This window comes from Paenibacillus sp. 1001270B_150601_E10 (assembly GCF_015558675.1).
Classification (GTDB): Bacteria; Bacillota; Bacilli; order Paenibacillales; family Paenibacillaceae; genus Paenibacillus_B.
On the sequence record NZ_JADMOL010000001.1, the window covers coordinates 727,352 to 748,036 of the forward strand.

Genomic DNA, 20,685 nt, shown 5'->3' on the forward strand with positions numbered 1-20,685 from the left:
AGCCAAGAAACGGGCCCGGTCGCCTGTTCGGTACAATCTTCCTCCAGTCAAGGGAGCGAGATGATCCGAAAGAAAGGCTTGCCTTGTTCGCTCAGGATCGTTCAAGTATCCACGCCCTACCCCATCTCCCGCGACATACAGCTCCCCAGTCACTCCAATAGGCACAGGTTCCAGATAACGATCAAGAATGTACAATCTAGTATTTTGAATAGGCTTGCCGATCGGCATGATCGTGCACGCTGGATGAGGCGGGCCATGGAGAATGTAATGAGCCACGTCATCCGAGCATTCGGTTGGACCATAAGCATTCACAAGCGGGACATGTGGATAACGTTCAAACCACCTCGTGCAGAGGTTAGGCGGCAGCGCCTCACCTGTCACAAGCATCCATCTCAAGCCTTGCAGCTTGGAAGCCAGATCTGGCTTTGCCTGTAGGACATCCAGCACAGCATGCAGCAAGGAAGGAACCATTTCTAGAATGGTCGTTCGCTTAGATGCAATGACTTCTATGAATGGTACCGGGTCCATGACCAGCTCATCCTCTATGACCAGAGTGGTGCCACCCACTACGACTGCTGAGAGAAACTGCCACACGGAGATATCAAAGCATTGCGAAGCATTCTGTACGATCACATCGTTAGGCCCAAGAGAGAGATCATTGATTTTTGCATACAAATGATTCAGCATCCCCCGATGTTCGACCATCGCTCCTTTGGGCTTGCCCGTTGAACCCGAGGTATAAATGACATATGCCAGATGATCAGCAGACACAAGTACCCTTGGATTGCGGCATTCGGCTTGTCGGCCGTATAAGGATGCAATTGTTAATATAGTGTACTGCGAAAGCTCGGATTCCTCTGTTTCGTGTATCCCTTGAGCCTTGCTCTCTTGATGGAGGTTCATTGCTTTAGCCGGGGAAGTCAGCAGTACTTTAGCTTTGCTATCCGAGATAATTCCAAGGTGGCGGCTTGTCGGATGGCGCGGGTCAAGGGGAATATACGCTCCGCCAGACTTGAACACGCCAAGCATGGCAATGAGAAAGTCACAGCCTCGATCCTCAAGTATGCACACTCGGTCATCAGGTTCGACTCCTTTTGCGATTAGGGAAACGGCTACCTCGTTGGCGTAGCGATTAAGCTCTGCATAAGTAAGTGATCGCTTACTGTCCACAACAGCAATGGCATGGGGCGTGCTCGCCGCCTGCTGTTCAAAGAGCTCATGCAGTCTGCATTCACGTGGGTATGGAGCGGAAGTATCGTTCCATCTATCAAGTAAACGTGTTCGTTCGGAGGAGCTAACGAGCGCTAGCTTGCTGATTGGGACATGGGGATTGTCCGCAATACTATGAAGCAGCGTCGTAAAATTTGCTGTCATTCGAGTGATCGTCCCCCTGTCAAACAGGTCTGCGTCATATCGAAATGCACCAGCAAAACGATCGCCCAGCTTGGTCATGACCAGCATCAGGTCATTCTGTCCTTCTTCGCTAGGCAGGTCAAATGGACTCCATAGCGCAGTACTGGTCTGTGTTGCCTGCTGCGCTTTGCGTATATCATCAATGAATACAAACATAGCCTGCAGCAGCTGTTGACGGCTTGGATCAGGCTTCAAGCCGAGCTTGTCCAAGAGCAATGCAAAGGGGTACTCCTGATGCTTGAGCGCGTCCAGCACTGTTTTCTTCATTTGGCCGGCAAACTCGGCGAAAGTCGGCTCTTTCGAACAATCCGCCCGAACGACTACGGCATTAATAAAGTAGCCGACAATGCCGCTCCACTCTGGATAAGTACGACCCGTCGCAGGTGTTCCGACTAGAAGCTCATCCTGTCCCGTATAACGGTGCAGCAGCACCAAATACGCGGCAAGCAGTGCAACATAGAGCGTGACTCCCAGCTCTTGTGCACCTGCAGATAGTCGGCCTAGCAATGCCGAATCAACTTCGAAGGCAACCGAATCGCCGTTCCCTCGCTGAACGGGCTGGCGTGGATAATCTAGAGGAAGATGGACAGCAGGAAGATCACCCGAGAGCTGTTTCTGCCAATAATCCGAAAGCTCCCTCCCTTTCTGACCCATTAGCATCTGATGCTGCTGTAAGACATAGTCCTCGTATTGAATGTCAAGTGGAGGAAGATCAGCATCACGCCCTGCTATTCGTGCACGATAGCAGGCTTCCAATTGTTCCACGATCAGATGATAGGACCAAGCATCCATGATGATATGATGTGCGGTCAGCACGAGACAGCTGTGATCATGCAACCGGTATAGCTCTGCGCGAAAAAGGCTTCCTCGTTCAAGTGAAAATGGTGCTTTGCTGCGCCGAGTCATTTCTGATCTAGCCTCTTCTAAGCTGAGGTGCCGACAATCATATACATGCCAGTTTACCGGCTGGCTGTCGGGGATAATTTGCAGCACATTAGGTCCCTCGTGCACAAATATCGTTCGCAAAGCCGGATGTCTGTCACCTAACTGCTGGCAAGCATCGGCAAGAGCATGCTCATCTACCTGAGCTGTCATCTTCAAGCCAAGCACCGTATTGTAAGCCGCGCTATCGGGATAGAACTGATGCATCATCCACATGGCTTGCTGCGCTGGAGATACGGGCGTGATCCGGAAGCTTCCTCCCCTGTCTGTAAGCTTGTTGAACGCATGGCGATAGGATAGAAGCTCTGCTCGTAGCGAATCTGTCATTGCTCCGCCTTCGTCACTGCAGCAGAGCTTTCCATCCGTTACTTTAAAGGCGACGCCTCTTAACATTAGATCGGTTAGCACGGAAAAAAAGCTCATGTCATCCCTCCTTTCCTTGTTATAGCTCTATCCACATCGCATTCGGTTGCTGTTCACTATCTCGGGACAAGCCTGGAGCCTCCTCATGCAGTGGAGTGGACGGGTCGGGGCGCTGTCCATCCTCGATACTCTGCCATCTCGTTTCCTTCATTCTCACTTGTCCAGCTGTTAATGCGTCGTTAACCTGTTGATCAGCAGCTTGATGCTGAAGAGCCTCAAGCTGCTTGATCAGCTCACTTGCATTTAAGCCATCCATTAGCTGTGTCATCGTAATTTCGACGCCAAAGTCTTTCATGATCGTATTTTGGATATGAATCGCTACGAGGGAATCGAGACCAAGCTGTATAAACGGAAGCGTCTCGTCAAATAAAGTCTCCGATGTAGAGGAAGACGTGCCTAAGTTGTGCCTTGCCAGCAGCTCATAGACATAGGATCTTGCGTCGATTGATTCTGTTGGCACAAACGGGACAGCCGAATGATGGGAAAGTGGTTCTGAGGCTCCATATCTCGCCCAGTAGCGTTCCTTTTGAAACGGAAAGCTAGGCAGGCGTAATCGACTAGGACAGGCTTCAACATTTGTGTAAAAACTTTGCCACTCAACGGTTCCTCCATTAACCCAGGCATGACCGGAATCCACGAATCGGGTATTGCCGTATGTTAGCCGAGGATGGTCTAATTTCGTAATCACGCGGGAAATGCGGTTTCCCATCTGGTTAAGTTCTCTTAGCCCAAGCAGCAAATTCTGTGCGTGATCAGCAAAGATAACAGCCCGCTCCTTCATCTGCTCCCGTCCTGTCTGCAAGGTAAAGGCAAGATCTGAAAGTAAACCCTCCTTGATGTGCTCCTCCTTGCCGATCCAATCGATAAGCTGCGCAGCAGATCGCTTCAGCCCAGCTGCATCAGGACTGGACAAAGGAACAGCGTACAGATTCCTAGCGGCATTTGTACCAGGAGATAATGCTTGCTGTCGATCATGAACAGCAGCTTGGCCTGAGGCAGAAAATGAGTCTTGGAGCAGAGATGCCGCATACTCCTCTATGACAAGATGGGCATTCGTTCCGCTGAATCCAAATGAACTGACAGCAGCACGTCTTGGAGCAGAAGAATCAGCTTCCCATGGGCGAAGCTGAGCATTTATGTAGAATGGACTTTGGTCCAAACTGATATGGTCATTCAGCGATTCAAAATGTATCGTTGGCGGAAGCATCTTATGCTTCATCGACAACAACACCTTAATTACACCTGCCGCTCCAGCAGCCGTAAGCAAATGGCCGATATTGCTCTTGACAGAGCCAAGCGCACAATAGCCCTTCTTTTGCGTAAATGCTTGAAAAGACGCCGTCAATGCTTCTACTTCAATAGGGTCACCAAGCCTAGTGCCTGTGCCATGCGCCTCGACCATCGAGATCGACTCGGGATGGATATGGAAGCGCTGATAGACATCCCGCTCCAAGTCCGTTTGTGATTGGCTGCTGGGAGCTGTAATGCCATTGGTTCTTCCATCCTGATTCATGCCCCAACCGCGAACGACGCCGTAAATAAGATCCTGATCCCGTTCAGCGTCTGCAAGACGCTTCAGCACCACCACCCCAACCCCTTCGCCTGGAACAAAGCCGTTTGCGCGATTGTCAAACGTAAAGCAGCGACCATCTGGCGACAGCATGCCAGCCTTGCTGGTCATGATGTGCATAGCAGGAGTCGCCAGCACGCATACACCGCCCGCCAAGGCTAGGTCGCTGTCCCCAAGCTTCAAGCTGTTGCATGCTTCAGCTATGGCAACAAGCGAGGCTGAGCAGGAGGTATCAATGGCGAGACATGGGCCTTTTAAGTTCAGCAAATACGAAATTCTTGCAGGCAGGATTGAAATCGAGCGGCCAACGAGCCCAAATGCGCTCATTCCCTCGCTGCCCATCAGCTGATCATAGTCGTTGACTGAACAGCCTGCAAATACACCGCAGCGGGTTCCTGCTATGCTGGAGGGAGCAACGCCTGCATCTTCTAGACTTCTCCAGCAATGCTCAAGAAACAAACGCTGCTGCGGATCCATTAGTTCCGCCTCGGCAGGAGACAGATTAAAGAATTGCGGGTCGAATTGATCCGCCGCTTCCAGTACACCCATCCATTTTGAATAGCTTTTCCCAGGCGCTTTCGGATCATTGTCGAAATAGGATTCCATGTCCCATCGATCCTTTGGCACCTCGCTAATACAGTCACGACCCTCCGCAAGATTGGCCCAGAACTGCTCGAGCGTATCTGCCTTTGGAAATTGCCCTGACATCCCAATGATCGCAATGGCATCGGAACCGACAGACGGATGAGGCTTAACAGGCTGATCAGCACCACGAAGCGGCTGGTTCCGTTCGCTCCCGAGTGAATCTCTGCGCGTCTGACCTGAATTCTCGCCAAGCCTTAGCTTCGCCTCTTCCAGATCGATCCTTCCCTCTTGCAGAGACCTTAATATCGCTTGTGCGTTCATGTATCTCCCTCTTTGACCTTCAAATTGTGGCTATCTGTCAATGACCAAATAATTGGGTAATGCGCTCCTTCACCTCAGGTTGGTGAATGGTGCGTTCGTGCATGACAATCTCCTGTTGAATAATTTCCGGAAGTCTCTCCCTTATCGTCCTCGTTAAGTGATGCTTCAGCACCACAAGAGATTCGCGAGGCTTCGACGCCATGTTGCGGGCTATATTCAACGCTTCACCGAATACATCGGCTCTAGCTGTAACAGGAAACGGCACTCCCCGCTTCTCCAACTCACCTCCTCGGTAAGGGTTGCCTGACAGAAGCATTTCCGTTGCTAGGGAATAGCCCAGCTTATATGGCATGATAAAGGTTGCTCCCATCCCGGGTGTAAAGCCGTATTTCATGTAATTGGCTGTGTATATGCTCTCTCTGCTCAAGACAATAAAGTCAGCAAATAGTCCCATCGACAGCCCGCCGCCAATCGCATGTCCCTGCATCGCAGCAATTACAGGCACGGGGCATTCAAGGGACAGTTGAAAGACAGAAGCATCGGTAAAAACGGCTTGACCTGCATGTATAGAAAGCAATCCTTCTTTCGTGCCACCGGATGAAAAATAAGTGTCATACCCTGTCCAAATAACCGCTCGACAATTAGGCATCTTCGCGATGCGGCGGAACGCCTCTTGCAAAGCATAAGTCATATCGGGCGTAAGCATGTTTTTGTTGACTCGGTCTTCCATTTGCAGCAGGATGATTCCGTCTTCCAGTTCTTTCAATTGCACGATCATCGCATTCATACTGAATATTCGCTCCTAGTGTTCCCAGGGAAACAGCCCTGTCGTTTCGTATCGGCTGATCCGTTCTCGATTCTGAGGGTTGGAAAACATCATCAAATTTGCCCTTACGGCCTTGGATTTCATAGAAGACAAATCAAGTTGAAGCTCAGCTAAATAAGCTTTGTACTGCAAGATCGCATCCTTAGAAATGCGTGTCAAACGCGGAAGGTGCTTCCGAAGCAATAGACTGCTGTCAGCTCCAACAGCATCAACGAGGCCCCATTCATAGGCTAGCTGTCCGCTTATTGCTTGCGTAGACATCGTCATGTAGTGTGAGCGCTGGTAGCCAATGCGCCGGATGAGGAAAGGAAGCACACAGGCAGGAAACAGTCCAAACAGCATTTCGGACAAGCTGAACTGGGCTTCAAGCTCTGCAATGACAATGTCGCAAGCGGCAACAAAGCCTACGCCACCAGCATTCACCTTCCCTTTTACATGAGCGATCGTAATGTAAGGACCAGAGGATAACCGCTCCCACAACGTATACAAATCCTCTGCGACATCCAATGAAGCGTCCCCTCGCTCATGCTGTTCATGCACTTGTGAGAAATCCGCACCTGAACAGAATACTTCTGGCAGCCCCTCAAGCACGACCACTTGGATATGAGGCTCAAGACGCGATAAGGCTGCTGTGCATTCATCGATCATGCGGCCATTGATCGAATTGTTGGCCTCTTTGCGATTCAACTGAAGATAAGCCACAGGACCTTGCTCACGAACCCGTATCGTTTCAAAAATGCGGTTCATGTGGCGCTAGACCATTTGTAAAGGCGATGATAATTGTCAATCTCATCAAGGACGAGCCGTGGCGGCGCCCCCTTGGCTGCAGCTTGCGGCAGGAACATCGGATCAAGCTTCGCATGTCGAGTGCCAAATTTGACAACGTCGCTGGCTTGAAGCACTGCCTCATACTCGTCCATCGCTAATGAATAGCGTGCTGCCAGTTGGCTTCCTATCGCCATCTTGCGCAGCTCTTCCTGTCCTTCTGGCGTAACAATGCCGCTGAAAAACTCTGAGCAGCAGCCTGATCCATAGGAGAAGCAGCCGATCCGCTTCGGTGCATCAAACTGCCCCCGGTCAATGGTGCTCGTTAACGATAAGAATAAAGTGGCGCCCATGATGTTGCCCACTCGTTGACAGTAATACAGTCCCGGGAGCACTCTCTCTTCAAAGTCCTGATCGATCTCCGCTGGCTTTGCCTTTACCATCTTGCGCATCATCGTGCGGTGAGCGCCCTTGACCATTCCTCCAAAAGGGGTATGATACGCCATATAATCAAACGTATCTCGGTAATGCACCCCGCTTACCCTCCGCTCATATTCCAAATAGGTTTGCTCACAGCAGTCCAAGTAGGAGAGCAATGACAAATCCGCGTTGCCCGCTTCACTATCCGGGACAGGACGGCATGTATCCATTACCTCGTAGCCATAATATCCATTGGCACCAGGATCAACCTGAAAGATAACGGGACGCTCCGATACGAGCAGCGCTACAGCCCCCGCCCCGCCGCTTGGCTCGACAAACGACCAATCCGGAGATAATTCATCACCTTCATCCACTTTTAGGAACCGGGATATATCGGTAGCTACTACGAGAACCTTGGCTCCAGGAGATACCTGTGACAGCACAAAATTAACCGCCATCTGAAACCCTGCGGTTCCCGCATAGCAGGCCTGCTTTAATTCAAAGAGGCGGCAATTGCGTGGCAGTCCTAAGTAATGGTGCACATACGTACTAATGGATTTGCCAAAATCAATGCCGGATTCGGTGCAGGTAATCAGCATTTCGATCCGATTCTTCTCCTCGTCCGACATCGCATCGATGATTGGTTTGGCAGCATTGACCGCAAAGGTGACCGGATCTTCATATGGAAGTGCGACTGATTTTTCTACCATCAATAAATTCTCAAATCGTGCTGTATCCAAGCTGCGATACTTGGCTAGTTCCATCACATTCAAGCTTGCGGTTCCACCGAAAGCATTCATTGCTTCAATTCCGGCTGATATCATCTAACCTCTCCCTGCTTTCCCTTCATAGTCGCTGCACGATAACGGCTGTATTGATTCCGCCAAACCCCATGCTCAGATTAAGCGCAGTACGAATATCCTGCTTAATCGGCTCTCCCAGCACCCACCGCAGCTCCGTGTCAATCGGATCTGCCAAGTTGCGGGTAGGGTGAAGCATGGACACTTTCATCTGGAGAAGTGCCGCCACCAGCTCTACATTGCCTGCCGCACTCAGTCCGTGGCCAATGATTGACTTGGTCGCATTCAGATAAGCATGCTGAAGTCCACATGCCCTGATCGCTTGAAGCTCCGTCTCATCGCCAACCAATGAGCCGGTTCCGTGAGTATTGATGTAATCGATCTCTGTAGAGGAAATGCCTGCCGAAGCCATTGCATGATGAATGGCTCTTGACTCCCCTTCTGCAGAAGGATTCGGGTTGCGATTACCATCCATCGCTAAGCCCCAGCCAGCAATGCGTGCATAGGCCTTATGGCCACGGCTTACAGCATGATCTGCTCGTTCCAGGACAACAGCTCCACAGGCCTCCCCGTAGATAAAGCCGTCTCGCAACCGGTCAAACGGCCTGCAAGCAGCAGCGGGATCATCCGCATAACGATCCGATCCCATGGCTCCAAGCGAACGCAGGGCCTGACATTCTATATAGGACAGGTCCATAAGGGCTCCCAAGGCAATCACGACATCTGCCTGTCCGGTGCGAATTGCCTCTGCTCCAGCTATAACCGCGGCTTGTCCGCTCGCCGACGCTCCGCCTATCGTATACGCGAAGCCTTTGATGGAGAATTGCTCTGTACAGATGCCGCACAGATCGCTGTCCATAAAAGCAAGGCCATAGGTTGGTCTTACATAAAGCGGACGATCAGCATATTGGTCATAAGTAAGCAGCTGCTCGCGCTGCTGCACGTTGGATCCACCGATGATCAAGCCTATTCGGGTCGGATCTACATGATCCAGCTTGGCTTCATCCCATGCTTCCAGCAATGTTACCAAAGCTGCTTGTCCAGTAAGCGAAGCGCCGCGCCACAATCTTGTAGAAATCCGAGCCGGAGGGCTCATCGGGGGAAGTTCCGCCCCGATGAAGCTGCTCTCCTTCTGTCGTCCCTGCCGCTGCATGATACCAAAGGCATGGCTGCCCTGAAAAAGAGCCTCAGCAAACGCCTCCTGCCCTTGCCCAATCGCGGAAGTGACGCCAACTCCTGTGACCCATACCTCAGACGAGCTGGAGTTTGTCATAGATAATGTCCACCAATTCACCAATATTGGTTGCGCCAAACAGCTCCACGCGAGGAATCTGCAAAGATAAGGATTCCATCGTCATCATGACAATCTCTGCACGGTCAACCGAGTTAGCTCCTAAGTCCGTCAGCCGATCTGAATATTGAAAGGAATGGTGCTCAAGCTCTGGCAGCAGCTCGCGGCTATGGCTGATTACAAGGTTAAAGATTTGCTCTTTGTTCATTTAGATTCCTCCTAATGCGATAAGCAGTTGTTCTGCCTGCTGGATGTCTAACCTGCCTGCTTGAACCTGCTGCAAAATATCATCTAGCGTTGATTGATTAGAATCGCTTGATTCTTTATGGTTTACAGCGCTTAAAGCGTGATCGGAAAGAACGAGGGCTGACTGACCTAATTGGGATTCCAGATACTTGGCCAGTTCGCTAAGCGTAGGATGGTCATAGAGCTTCGCAATGGTGATGTCCATCCCATAAGCTCGGTTAATGGCACGCAACCATTCAATCCCCACGATGGAGTCCAAGCCCAAGTCAATGAATTTGGCCTCCGTGTCCAAATGTTCCGTACTCAGATACAAGGCATCCGCTAAGCTTGCTGCAAGTTGTTCCAGCACAGCTGGTCTCTGTACGGAGCTGGATGTAGATTTATGTGATATCGTACTGTATGACAAATCCGCCGACATCTTAGGTTCGGTCACGGCCGGCATTTCCTCTATGTCATGCCTAGATCGACGGTGAGCATCCATCTGCAGCAATTGACTCGCAAAGTAAGCTGCTAGCTCGCGGATGTTCGGATAGTCGTAAACTTTCGTAGCCGGAACCGCAGTTCTGTAGTGATGATTAACAGAACGCATCCATTCCACACCGATGATGGAATCAAGCCCCAAATCAATAAACGGCTTGTCAGCATCGATATCCGCTTCATTCAGATATAAGGCATCTGCTAAGCTTGCTGTCAATTCAGCTTGGAGTTGCTCTGCAAAAGAGTGGATCTCATGCTTATTCAGATCGATCATCGAGTCTTCCAGCGGGATAGCAGCTTCTTGTATGAAAGAGTTCGCTTCCTTAGAAAGAGCACCGGCAGCAGACCGTGGTGTAGCATTAAAGGTCGGTGTTTGCTCTCCCTCTTGACACGCCGTTTCAGATAAGTCTCGCAAGGTCACCATCGTTTTGTTCACCACTGGTTCGTTCGACTCTCTCCATGTGATGCCGCTGTTGAGTGGCTGGAGCTTAATACTCGCCGGTTTAGTGGAGCTTGGTTCATCTTCACGAATAGAAACGCATGAAAATGTGTCTGAAGGCGCTGACCGATTCAAGTCCGGCACTTCTGAATGATGGTGCCGTTGGCTCACCAAGGTCTCGATCGTTCGTTCAACTAAGCGATGCTCAGCTCCTCGCTCACTTCGAGCCTGCTTTCGCATTCCAGCCCAGTAGCGTTCAGGTGAAAACCGATAAGTAGGCAAGCTGATTCGTTGTGGAAGGACGTCTCGGTACAGCTTCATCCATTCCAATTCCAAGCCCCGCGTCCAAATCTCTGCGAGCTTATGCTGCTTGCCTTTAGAGAACCACTTTTCAACTGCCGATTTCAGATCTTCATCCGCAAAGATGGACATGATCTCACGATTGCGCTTTGCATGTCCACGATAAACACCCGGAATCGCCTCTTTGTCTTCTGCAAAAAGAGAAAGCTTGTCATGCAGCTCTTGGACAGACGAAGCGACGATCGCAAGGCGCTCTTCAAATGCATCTCTTCCAAGCTGCATCGTATATGCTGCATCTGTCAGCTGCGAATCATCAAGCTGCCCTTTCTCCAAATAACCAAGCCATTGATCTGCTAAATCATGAAGTCGTTCCTCATTGCGCGCGGAGAACACCATAACAACTGGTTCAGTAGTGGCCTCTTGCTTATGATCATTAAGTGTTGAAGTTGGAATATACTCTTCAATCACTGCATGAGCATTCACGCCGCCAAACCCAAAAGAGCTCACTCCGGCACGTCGAGGTAATACTTCACCTTGCTCATCATGGAGTGCCGTCCATTCGCGGTTCTGCTGCACAATGTAGAACGGACTGTCATGAAGCTGGATATACGGATTTACCTGCTCGCAGTGCAAGCTTGAGACAAGGGTCCGATGCTTTAGCTGAAGCAGGATCTTCATAATTCCTGCAACCCCAGCAGCGAGCTCCAGATGTCCAATATTCGTTTTAATGGAGCCAAGCCCGCAATGTGGTGCTGTTGGAGTAGGAAGCCCATGCTCCTCGTACAGGCTATGGAATGCTGCTTTTAAGCCGTTGATCTCAATCGGATCTCCAAGCTCCGTGCCTGTTCCGTGCGCCTCGATGTAAGTAATGGTGCGCGGATCAATCCCAGCTTTTCGATACGCGGACTGCAGCAGTGCTGCCTGCGCCTTCGGATTAGGGGCGGTTAATGATTGGGCACGACCGCCATGATTGACCGCTGTTGCACGTATGACGCCGTAGATCGAATCTCCATCAGCCTCCGCATCCTCGAGAGCCTTCAATACCAGCATGCCTACGCCCTCGCCGCGAACATATCCATTGGCACTGGCGGAGAAGGTCTTGCAGCGTCCATCTTCGCTCAGCATCCCTGCTTTATTGAAGCTGATATGCGGCTCTGGGGAAAGAATCGTATTCACTCCACCGACGATAGCCATGCGGCAGCTGCCATTTTGAATAGCTGCCACAGCACGATCTACCGCTACCAGCGAACTGGAGCATGCGGTCTCAATCGGCTCGCTCGGTCCGTGAAGGTCCAGAAAGTAGCTCAGCCGATTCGGCCCGACAGATGGTACATTTCCTGTTGAGGTGTAACCTTCAATCGACATGCCCGCCCGATAGATATGTTCGCCGTAACCGCTGCTTGCCGTACCCACGAATATTCCGGTATCGGTACCCGATAGACTGGATGCCGAGTAGCCTGAATCCTCAATTGCCTTCCATGCATATGTCATAAGCAGCCGCTGCTGCGGGTCCATTAATTCCGCTTCCCGAGGCGATATGCCAAAAAACTGCGGATCAAACTCATCGATTCCGTTGAGGAAGCCGCCCCATCTCACATTCGTTTTGTTCGGTTCAGTCGTTGGATCGCCATAGTAAGCTTTCCAATCCCAGCGTTCGCTAGGAATTTCCGTAATGCAGTCTGTTCCTTCCAGCAGGTTGGTCCATAGCTCATTCAAGCTGTCAGCCATCGGGAATTTCCCGCTCATGCCAATGATGGCGACCTTCCCTGATTTCGATGATTGGATGCCAGAGTCGTGACGTGTTTGCTGGCGATGATGCTGATGCTGCGCATGTTGGTGCTGGTCATCGCCTAGCTTATACTGGCGCTGGTCTTGTTGGTTCTGCTGTTGTTCATGTTGTTGAATATGTCTAGTTCCATGATTGGTTGCCGGAAGCGTAGTACGCCATTGTTGCAGCTTGTTTGCAGCATGAGAAGCGCGTATTGGAAGGCTTTCTTCTCTAATTGGATCAGGCTTCGATGAAGGTTTACTATTTAGGGCAGAAAAATCTTCTTCACGGGAATGCAGCGACTGCGGCTTCTGGTACGCATTTGTCCCCTCTTGAGTAGATGGACCGCCTGAAGCTGCCGATCCCGGCCGTGTCATATTCACTGGAAGACTTGGTAGTAGCGACTCAAGATATTCCTCCGCCATGTAACGGGCAAAGCTTTCAATCGTCGCATATTCAAAAAAGATGGCAGGCGTCAAATCCACTTTGAACTGTCCGTTCAGGCGGTTGGTCAGTTCGGTAAAAGTAACGGAGTCAAAGCCGTAATCACTAAGCTTGAACTGCGGCTCAATATCGTGCGGCTTTACTTTAAGCAGCTCAGAGACCAGCTTGGCTAGCGTATCCTCCATCGCTGCTGCCACAAGTGCTGCCAGCTCGCTGCTTGCATCTTCTATAATGTCATCAGCAGCAAAAGCGCTAGCGGCTGCAGATCCATTGCGGCCTTCTGAATGGTTGGCGCTCACACTTGCTGCTTTCTTCGTACCTAACACGCGGGCTCGCATCTGTTCGATATCACCCTCCAATACCAAGACATGTTCAGCCGGCAGCGACAATCCATCGTACAAGGCCTGTATGCCTGAAGCTGTGCGCATTGGAACAATGCCAAGCGAGTGTCGAAGCCGTTCTTCATTTCCTGCATCAACCGCCATTCCTCCTGCTTGCCACAGCGGCCAGTCTATGGTCAGCGTTCGCCCTGTGCCATGTCCTGCGCGCACTGCCTCTGCTCGAAGCGATGCATAAACGCTGACAAATGCATTCGCAGCGGAATAATCCGCTTGCCCAGCATTCCCTATAGCTCCAGCTAGCGAACCGAAGATCACAAACAAATCCAATGGCAGATGACGGGTCGCTTGATCCAAATGGATGGTACCCATGACCTTAGCGGCGAATACCGATTCCAACTCTGAAGGCGTCTTTTTCATGATGTAGCTGTCCTTGGCAACCCCGGCACAATGGATAATGCCATGCAGTGTTCCGTAGCGGCTGCAGATGTCATTTACAAGATTAGCAACCTGCTCTTCATTAGACACATCCGATTGCATATACGCAATCGTCGCTAGAGGTGCTTTAGCTCGTAAGGCCTCAAGCCTGTCTTCCATGCTTTTCTCTAGTCTTGAACGCCCTGACATGATCACAATCGGCCGCTCCACGCTACAAATAATCTCTTCTGCCATGATTAAGCCAAGTCCGCCAGCTCCACCTGTTATCAAATACACCCCGTTGTTTCTCCACGACGGTGTGCGAAGGGTTGGTGTGCGATCCTGTTCATGCACCTGCCATCCTCGTACATACCTCTGACCGTCTCGATAACGGACATGCCCGTCCTTATACAACTCTGCATTTTGTTTCAATACAGCTGCCAATTCAGTTAATGAAGGGGTTGACGATTCAAGCTTGATGTTCGGTTTGCCTGCTTCAACCTCAATAATCTGCCATAACAGGCGCGGGTGTTCAAGCTGAGCGGTTTTCAGCATCCCTCTTAGCCCAGCTAGAAGCGAACCCCTTTCCGATGATGGGATGACTGCTTGTAAAAATACTTTTTCTGTACCTGTCGTGGTTAGAATCTGTTGAATGTATGCAAGCAGTTGAATGGCGATATGTTGAAAATGCCGTCCCGGATGCTGCTCATGGCTGAGAAGCGAGCGGCAGTTCACACCTGACATAAACGCTTCCAGACGTCGCTCATCCACATCGTCCAGCCCACAAATCAAAATGTCATGACAAGTCCAAGGCTTGTTAGATGAAAGCTCCGTAGATGCCTTACTTTCCTGCCACGTCGGCTCGAAGATCAGCACACCTGTATTCTCCGCTTTTTCTTCAGGTAACAGCGTCCGAGCGGATAAGCCTTGAAGGCTCCACAGCACACAACCCGCCTCATTATAGACATCGATGTCAAACGTTTGCGTCTGATTGGAAGAAGGTCCACTCTCACTTAACCTTACATATGCCCACATGACCGGTTCCGCTTGGCCATACATACGCAGTTCCTGAAGGGCATATGGGACCGCTAAAGGAATCTGAGGAAGCGAAGACTCAAGATCAGGCGAAACATTGGTTTCCGCCATGAGCGGCAGCGTTGCCTGCAGGCATGCATCCAGCATTCCCGGATGCAGCATGTAAGCAGGGTCCAAGGCTGTCGTTCCATGATTCATAGGTAAGCGAAGCTTAACAATTGCTGTAGCTGTTCCTAAATAAATCTGCTCGATGCAGCGATGCCCCTGGCCGTATTCAAGTCCTGCTTGGCGGAAGGCCTCATAATATTGCTCGGCGCTCCATTGACTTGGTTTAACCTGTTCTAATAATGGTTCATGTTGCACTGTAGGCTGTTCGAGCTTTGGCTCCATTGCTACTCCGCCCTGAACATTCGATGATGCAGACTCTTGGTCATATATTTCAAACGATAGTTCACCGTTCTCCTCTGGATATAAAGCGATATGGACGTCTATTTCCCCTGCCGTCTTTACAATAGGGCTTGTCCATACGACATGCTTAAATGTCAGCTGCTGTTCCTCCGAAAATAATGGTTTTGCAGCTTCATACACTGCTGCTCGTGCCATCTCAAGGCATGCGGAGGCAGGCAGCACGCTGCGTCCTTGAATGACATGGTCGGCAAGAAAGCTTTCAGACCCGTCAAAGCAGGAGCTATACCGCTGCTCGGTCAAATCAGACGTATTCCGATGCAGCAATGGATGCAGATAAGCTGAAGAGGCACGAGCTCGAGCAGTCGTCTGCGCCACTGCGCTTTCGTCCTGTTCTATCGCGGGTATCCAATAGCGATTCGCTTCGAATGGATACGTCGGCAAATGAATGCGCTGTGGAAGCAAGGTGTAAAGCATCGGCCAATTCATGCGCGCCCCTTGAGTCCATTGCTCCGCCACAGCGCACAGCTCATTGCGGCTCATCTGTTCATGTAAATGTACGAAACTGTTCATCGGAGCAGCTGATCTCTCACTTCGGTAACAGTCGGTAGGCATATGACCAGCCGCCAACTCTGACAGCTTGCTTATAAGCTCGTCCAGGCTCTGAACGACACAAGCAAGCCTTGCTGCCATCGGCTCTCTGCCCACCTGCAGCGTATAAGCAAGTGACGCCAAGCTGATCGAAGGTTCCATGGAAGGCTTGACTGCAGCAGTAGCAGCCGCTTCATTATTATGAATCGCTGCAAGTGACTCCAACTCGTGGGTGAATAGCAAATCTACCAGTTCCTCGATAGAGCAGGCTTGGTAAATATGCCCTGACCATGCTGTCATTCCCCACTTCTCTGCAAGCTGCTCGAACAAGCGATGCCGGAGAAGCTGATCTACATTTTGATCCACAAAATGCTGCACAGGATCCAGCTCGCCAACAGGAATCTCAAGGAGGGTGCTCAGCTCCTGAATCGCATCAAAGATGAACTGCGTTCGAATTCCTTCATGCATGTCATCGGGAGCTGGATGTCTAGCTGCGGTCAAATGGTTAAGCAGCCTTACAACGCTTTCATGCAAACGTTCTTCATTGCGCGCTGACAATGGTACGATAACAGGGCTATCCTTCATGTTGTGCTGACTGTTGCTGGCTAGAGGGATATACTCCTCCAGCACGAGATGCGCATTGCTTCCGAATGCCCCAAAGGAGCTGAGTCCCGCTCTTCTTGAATACCATTTGGATTCGCCGTTCATGAACACTTCTGGTCGATCCCATGACCTTCCCTCCCGTTCCAAATAGAACGGCGTATCCGCAAATGGAATATAAGGATTCACGTTCTCCGAATGAATAGTAGGGAAAATCTCGCCGTGCTTGAATTGGAGCAGCAGCTTGGATAATCCTGCAATCCCCGCTGCTGCCTCCAGATGACCAATATTCGACTTGGAGGAGCCGATTGCACAATACTGTTTGTCAGACGTCCACGCCGAATAAGCTCGGTTCAAGCCTTGAATCTCGATCGGGTCGCCAAGGGACGTCCCTGTACCGTGAGCTTCCACGTAGCTGATCGTCCGTGGATGCACGCTCGACTTCGTCAAGGCTTCCTTGATCACTTCTGCTTGTGCGATAGGATCTGGCACCGTTGAACCCGAGGTTCTGCCCACGTGGTTGACAGCAGAGCCTTTTATAACGCCATAGATCGGATAGCCCTCGCGCTCAGCACGTGCGACCGTTGTGAGCAGGACAGCTCCCACCCCTTCTCCCGGCACATAGCCGTCGCCGCCTTCTCCGAAGCTGCGGCAGCGACCGTCTGAGGACAGAAACTGTGCTTGCTTTAAGAACATGTACTTATGTGGATGAGTAACCAAATTGACGCCGCCCGCAAGCGCAAAGTGGCATTCTCCGCTCCGGATGCTCTCTCGTGCCAAATGAATAGCCGTCAATGAGGATGAGCACATCGTATCGACAGCCATTGAGGGGCCATGCAGATTCAAGCTGTAGGACACCATATTAGCAATAGCGGCCGGACTGCTGCCAAACGACATCGGAACGCCTTGATGAGCCATATCCGCGCCAAACATTTCATAGTGGCTCCAGAACACGCCCGCAAATACCCCTACCGAATGCTCTCCATTCGAGGCATAATGGTGCTCGCTGCGATTCAGGTCAAAGCCCGCATCCTCACATGCTTCCCAAGCAGACTGCAAAAATAGGCGTGCCTGTGGATCGGTCGTTTCGGCCTGACGAGGAGACATATTGAAGAACAGCGGATCAAACTTATCGATATCTTCTACAAATCCGCCGAATGCATAGAATTGGTCAGCCTCATACCCAAAGGAATGGCCTTCCCATCTTCCTTCTGGGAAACCGGTAATACAATCACGCTTGTTCCGCAAATTACGTTCAAACTCAGCTGTATCCCGTGCAAGCGGATAGCGGCCCGACAAGCCGATAATGGCGATATCGTCTGGGCCATAGCTGACTTCAATTCCCATTCTTTGTTCGTGATAAGAGGCCTGAGACGATTGCATGTGTTTGCCTAAGAATGTCTTACAGATCGATTGCTCGTCCCCATACAGAACAATGGACTGTGCATGGCCTGCCGCTAGCGATTCATCCAGCGCTCTTAATCCCATTTCGTTCGTTAATGGCCGGAGCCCAGAGGAGGCGAACAACAGCTCTTCCATCTGCTCGTCAATCCGCATGCCGCCATGTGCCCACAACGGCCAGTTGATCGATAGCGAGGTGCCATGACGCTCTCCAGCCTGTACAAGCGCTTGTCGGCGCTCGGCGAATACGTCCATCACCGCATTCGCCGCTGCATAGTCAGCTTGGCCAATATTGCCGATCACGGCGGATATGGAGGAGAAAAGAACAAAGAAGTCCAGCCGTTCCTTGCAGCTCGCCTGATCAAGTGCATACAGACCGCGTACCTTTGGATGAAAGACTTCCTGCAATTCAGCTGTATTTTTTCGAACGATGTATTCATCCTTAATGATGCCTGCACTATGAATAATTCCGTTAATCGTCCCAAACTCGCTCTTGACGCGGCGAATGACCGCCTCGACATCCGCTTCACTCCCGATGTCTGCTTGAAGCACAAGCACTTCCGACCCTCGCTCCCGCAGAAGCTGAATCCGCTGCTCTTGCTTGTCTCTCAGTGCCGAGCGTCCAACTAAGGCCAGTCGAACCGGACCCCCTGCTGCAATATGCTCCGCTACGGTTAATCCCAATCCGCCTAATCCCCCTGTAATCAGGTAGACTCCTTGTGGTCTGTAGGAGAACGCTATGTGGCCAGAAGCGACCTCTTGATTCGAAGAGACCTGCTGTGATGAGTCTTTCAGGTTGGAAACCCATGTTCTACATTGGCGTTCCCATGCGGCTCCTCTATACCAAACCATCTCCTCACCGATACAGTACGACTCGCTTTCTCGTTGAATGATGTTTGACAGCTCGGTTAGCGGCTTGCTCTGTACGCCCTCCACCAAAAGAACCTTTCCTTTCAAACGAGGCTGCTCTAGCGTTGCTGTCTTAAGCATAGGCTCCAAGGCTGCCGCATAGTGCCCTAGCTCCTCTTCCGAATCGGCCACAATCAGGAAACGGACTTGTTTAGGTGTACGCTGCTGCAGCTCAAGCTGAAGCTGTTCCAGCACCTGCTTGCACAGTTCTTCAAGACGAATCGGCAGGTGTTCGTGATCTAAGTGCAGGCTTAAAAATTCAAGCTCTTGTTCAGCTGGCAATAACGCATTCAGACTGTCCATTAACTGCGAGGCTGCTCCAATCAGCCATACAACCTGACGAGCAGGAGGCGTATTCCCATTCTCCTCATGTGAACCCTCCTGCTGACGGATCCTCTCATTTCGCGATGTATCGTTATTGTCAGTTGTAAGCCGCCATTCTCTTCGATACAGAAGCAGCTTATGATCGTCAGCAGACTTCTGGTTAGCTTGCCTGTAGGGGTAAGGCTCCGCTTGCTGGTCAACGTGGAAGCTCACTTCTTCTTGGTCTGTATTGTGCTGATGCGCAGATCCAGCATCCATATCGAGGCTTGAGAGCTGATCAGTAGGTGTGGCATTTCCTGCTTGATCCAACTCTGCCCTTTTAAAAGCATCCTGGTATTGTTCAGCTAAATACACGGACAAGCGCTCAATGGTTGGATATTCAAACATCAGAGTGGGGTACAATTGCGTTTCCAATCGCTGCTCCAGCACCTTCACCAGTCCAAGAAGCTGCGTAGAGTCCAAGCCTAGCTCATAGAAACCCGTTTGAGGGTTTATCGAAGCGGGGTCAGCGCTGAGCACCGCTCCAATTTGTTCACGCAAGTAAGATTCAGCAAGGAGTAATGGCGTATGTTCTTCTGGAAGCGCGTCCCCATGTCGGGAGGAATCCGATATATCGGAGGATGCTGTTCCAATGACAACTGAGGTGTTGCTGATCCTGCTCGTTTCACCCAATCGATCCGTGCCCGTTATGGCATTAGAGTTGATCGAGTTGGGAGAGGCATGCTCTCGGTCTTGCTCAAGCTTGATCAGCCGCTGAATGGATTCCAGCTCGCGAATGCGCTTTAAGGTTAAGCCTTCGAATTCAACAAGCAGCTCGCCTGAAGCATCCCGAATTTCCAGGTTCGTTGTAAATACATCCCGTCCGCTGGAGACTCCGCTTTCCTCCTCCAGGTGTCTTCTCGTATACGTATAGATGGTGGAGGGCAGCTGCTTATAAATGCAGAAGCGTCCGATCATAAACGGAATATACGCTTTCCCATCATCGAATAAATGAGCTCGCTCACCGCTAAGACGGAAGGAATAGCCGGCAAAGGTTGAGCCGTCAAGAAATGCCGGATGAGCGTAAAACTTAGAGCGATACTTCTCTGCCAGCTCTCCAAGACGCAGTTCCATGATTTCCTCTTGATCATGGCGATAGACGGTCCCAAGTGTTTTCATAAAGGTATCGTGGTAAATGTCCGCTTCCCTAGCGACTGCATAAATGTCGTCCATTTCCCATGCTCGATCCGATCGCTCGATTGTCTCCTGGATATGACGTGGTGGACGCTTCTGATCTGCTGCCGCCAGAGCAAACAGCTCGCACTCCATATTGGCCTGCCATTCAGGATCCACCACTTGATCGCCGCGAACTTTCCGGCTCGTTACCTTCACTTGAGTATGAGTGGTACCAGGGATAAAGGTGACATTCACGTCCTGGTCGAATTCAGAAGAGGTAACAATCGGCTGGATAAATAAAATGTTGCGCAGCTCAATCGCTTGCGTGCCCATGTAGGGCAAGCATAAGCGGTAAACCATATCAAGCAGTGTCACGCCAGGCAATGTTCGAATCTGATGAACGGTATGGTCGCGCACGATATAGTTTGAATGAGTAATCCGCTGTAAGTAGCTTCCTTGCGTTTGCATTTGACTGCTCAT

Annotated in this window: 8 protein-coding genes and 2 pseudogenes; all 10 read right to left on the bottom strand. The window is 50.9% G+C overall.

The features are described 5' to 3' along the window. The coding region (locus tag I2H74_RS03425) for a non-ribosomal peptide synthetase (protein ID WP_195571645.1) at positions 1 to 2,778 on the bottom strand (2,778 nt) is incomplete at its 3' end. Positions 2,779 to 2,797: 19 nt separating this feature from the next. Beyond that, positions 2,798 to 5,254 carry a type I polyketide synthase gene (locus I2H74_RS03430; RefSeq protein ID WP_195571647.1) on the bottom strand — a complete coding sequence of 819 codons (2,457 nt, stop codon included), beginning with the start codon at positions 5,252 to 5,254 and terminating at the stop codon, positions 2,798 to 2,800. 37 nt (positions 5,255 to 5,291) lie between these two features. Further along, entirely contained in the window at positions 5,292 to 6,041 is a 750-nt protein-coding gene (locus I2H74_RS03435; RefSeq protein ID WP_195571649.1) for a polyketide synthase, read from the bottom strand. Between the two features lie 15 nt (positions 6,042 to 6,056). Further along, a complete protein-coding gene (locus I2H74_RS03440) occupies positions 6,057 to 6,827 on the bottom strand; it encodes an enoyl-CoA hydratase/isomerase (RefSeq protein ID WP_195571651.1) in 771 nt (256 codons plus the stop codon). Next, positions 6,824 to 8,089 (bottom strand): hydroxymethylglutaryl-CoA synthase family protein, encoded by a 1,266-nt coding sequence (locus tag I2H74_RS03445; RefSeq protein WP_195571652.1) that lies wholly within the window; start codon positions 8,087 to 8,089, stop codon positions 6,824 to 6,826. The genes I2H74_RS03440 and I2H74_RS03445 overlap by 4 nt, the downstream gene beginning before the upstream one ends. 22 nt (positions 8,090 to 8,111) lie before the next feature. After that, the gene (locus I2H74_RS03450) at positions 8,112 to 9,338 is read right to left on the bottom strand and encodes a beta-ketoacyl synthase N-terminal-like domain-containing protein (protein ID WP_195571654.1); all 1,227 of its coding nucleotides are present in this window, start codon (positions 9,336 to 9,338) and stop codon (positions 8,112 to 8,114) included. Beyond that, a complete protein-coding gene (locus I2H74_RS03455) occupies positions 9,316 to 9,564 on the bottom strand; it encodes an acyl carrier protein (RefSeq protein ID WP_195571656.1) in 249 nt (82 codons plus the stop codon). The genes I2H74_RS03450 and I2H74_RS03455 overlap by 23 nt, the downstream gene beginning before the upstream one ends. Further along, the gene (locus I2H74_RS24435) at positions 9,565 to 10,758 is read right to left on the bottom strand and encodes an acyl carrier protein (protein ID WP_324254005.1); all 1,194 of its coding nucleotides are present in this window, start codon (positions 10,756 to 10,758) and stop codon (positions 9,565 to 9,567) included. Between the two features lie 6 nt (positions 10,759 to 10,764). Further along, positions 10,765 to 12,606, bottom strand: a pseudogene (locus tag I2H74_RS24440) (beta-ketoacyl synthase N-terminal-like domain-containing protein); the annotation flags it as partial. A 405-nt stretch (positions 12,607 to 13,011) separates the two neighbouring features. Next, positions 13,012 to 20,685, bottom strand: a pseudogene (locus I2H74_RS03460) (SDR family NAD(P)-dependent oxidoreductase); the annotation flags it as partial.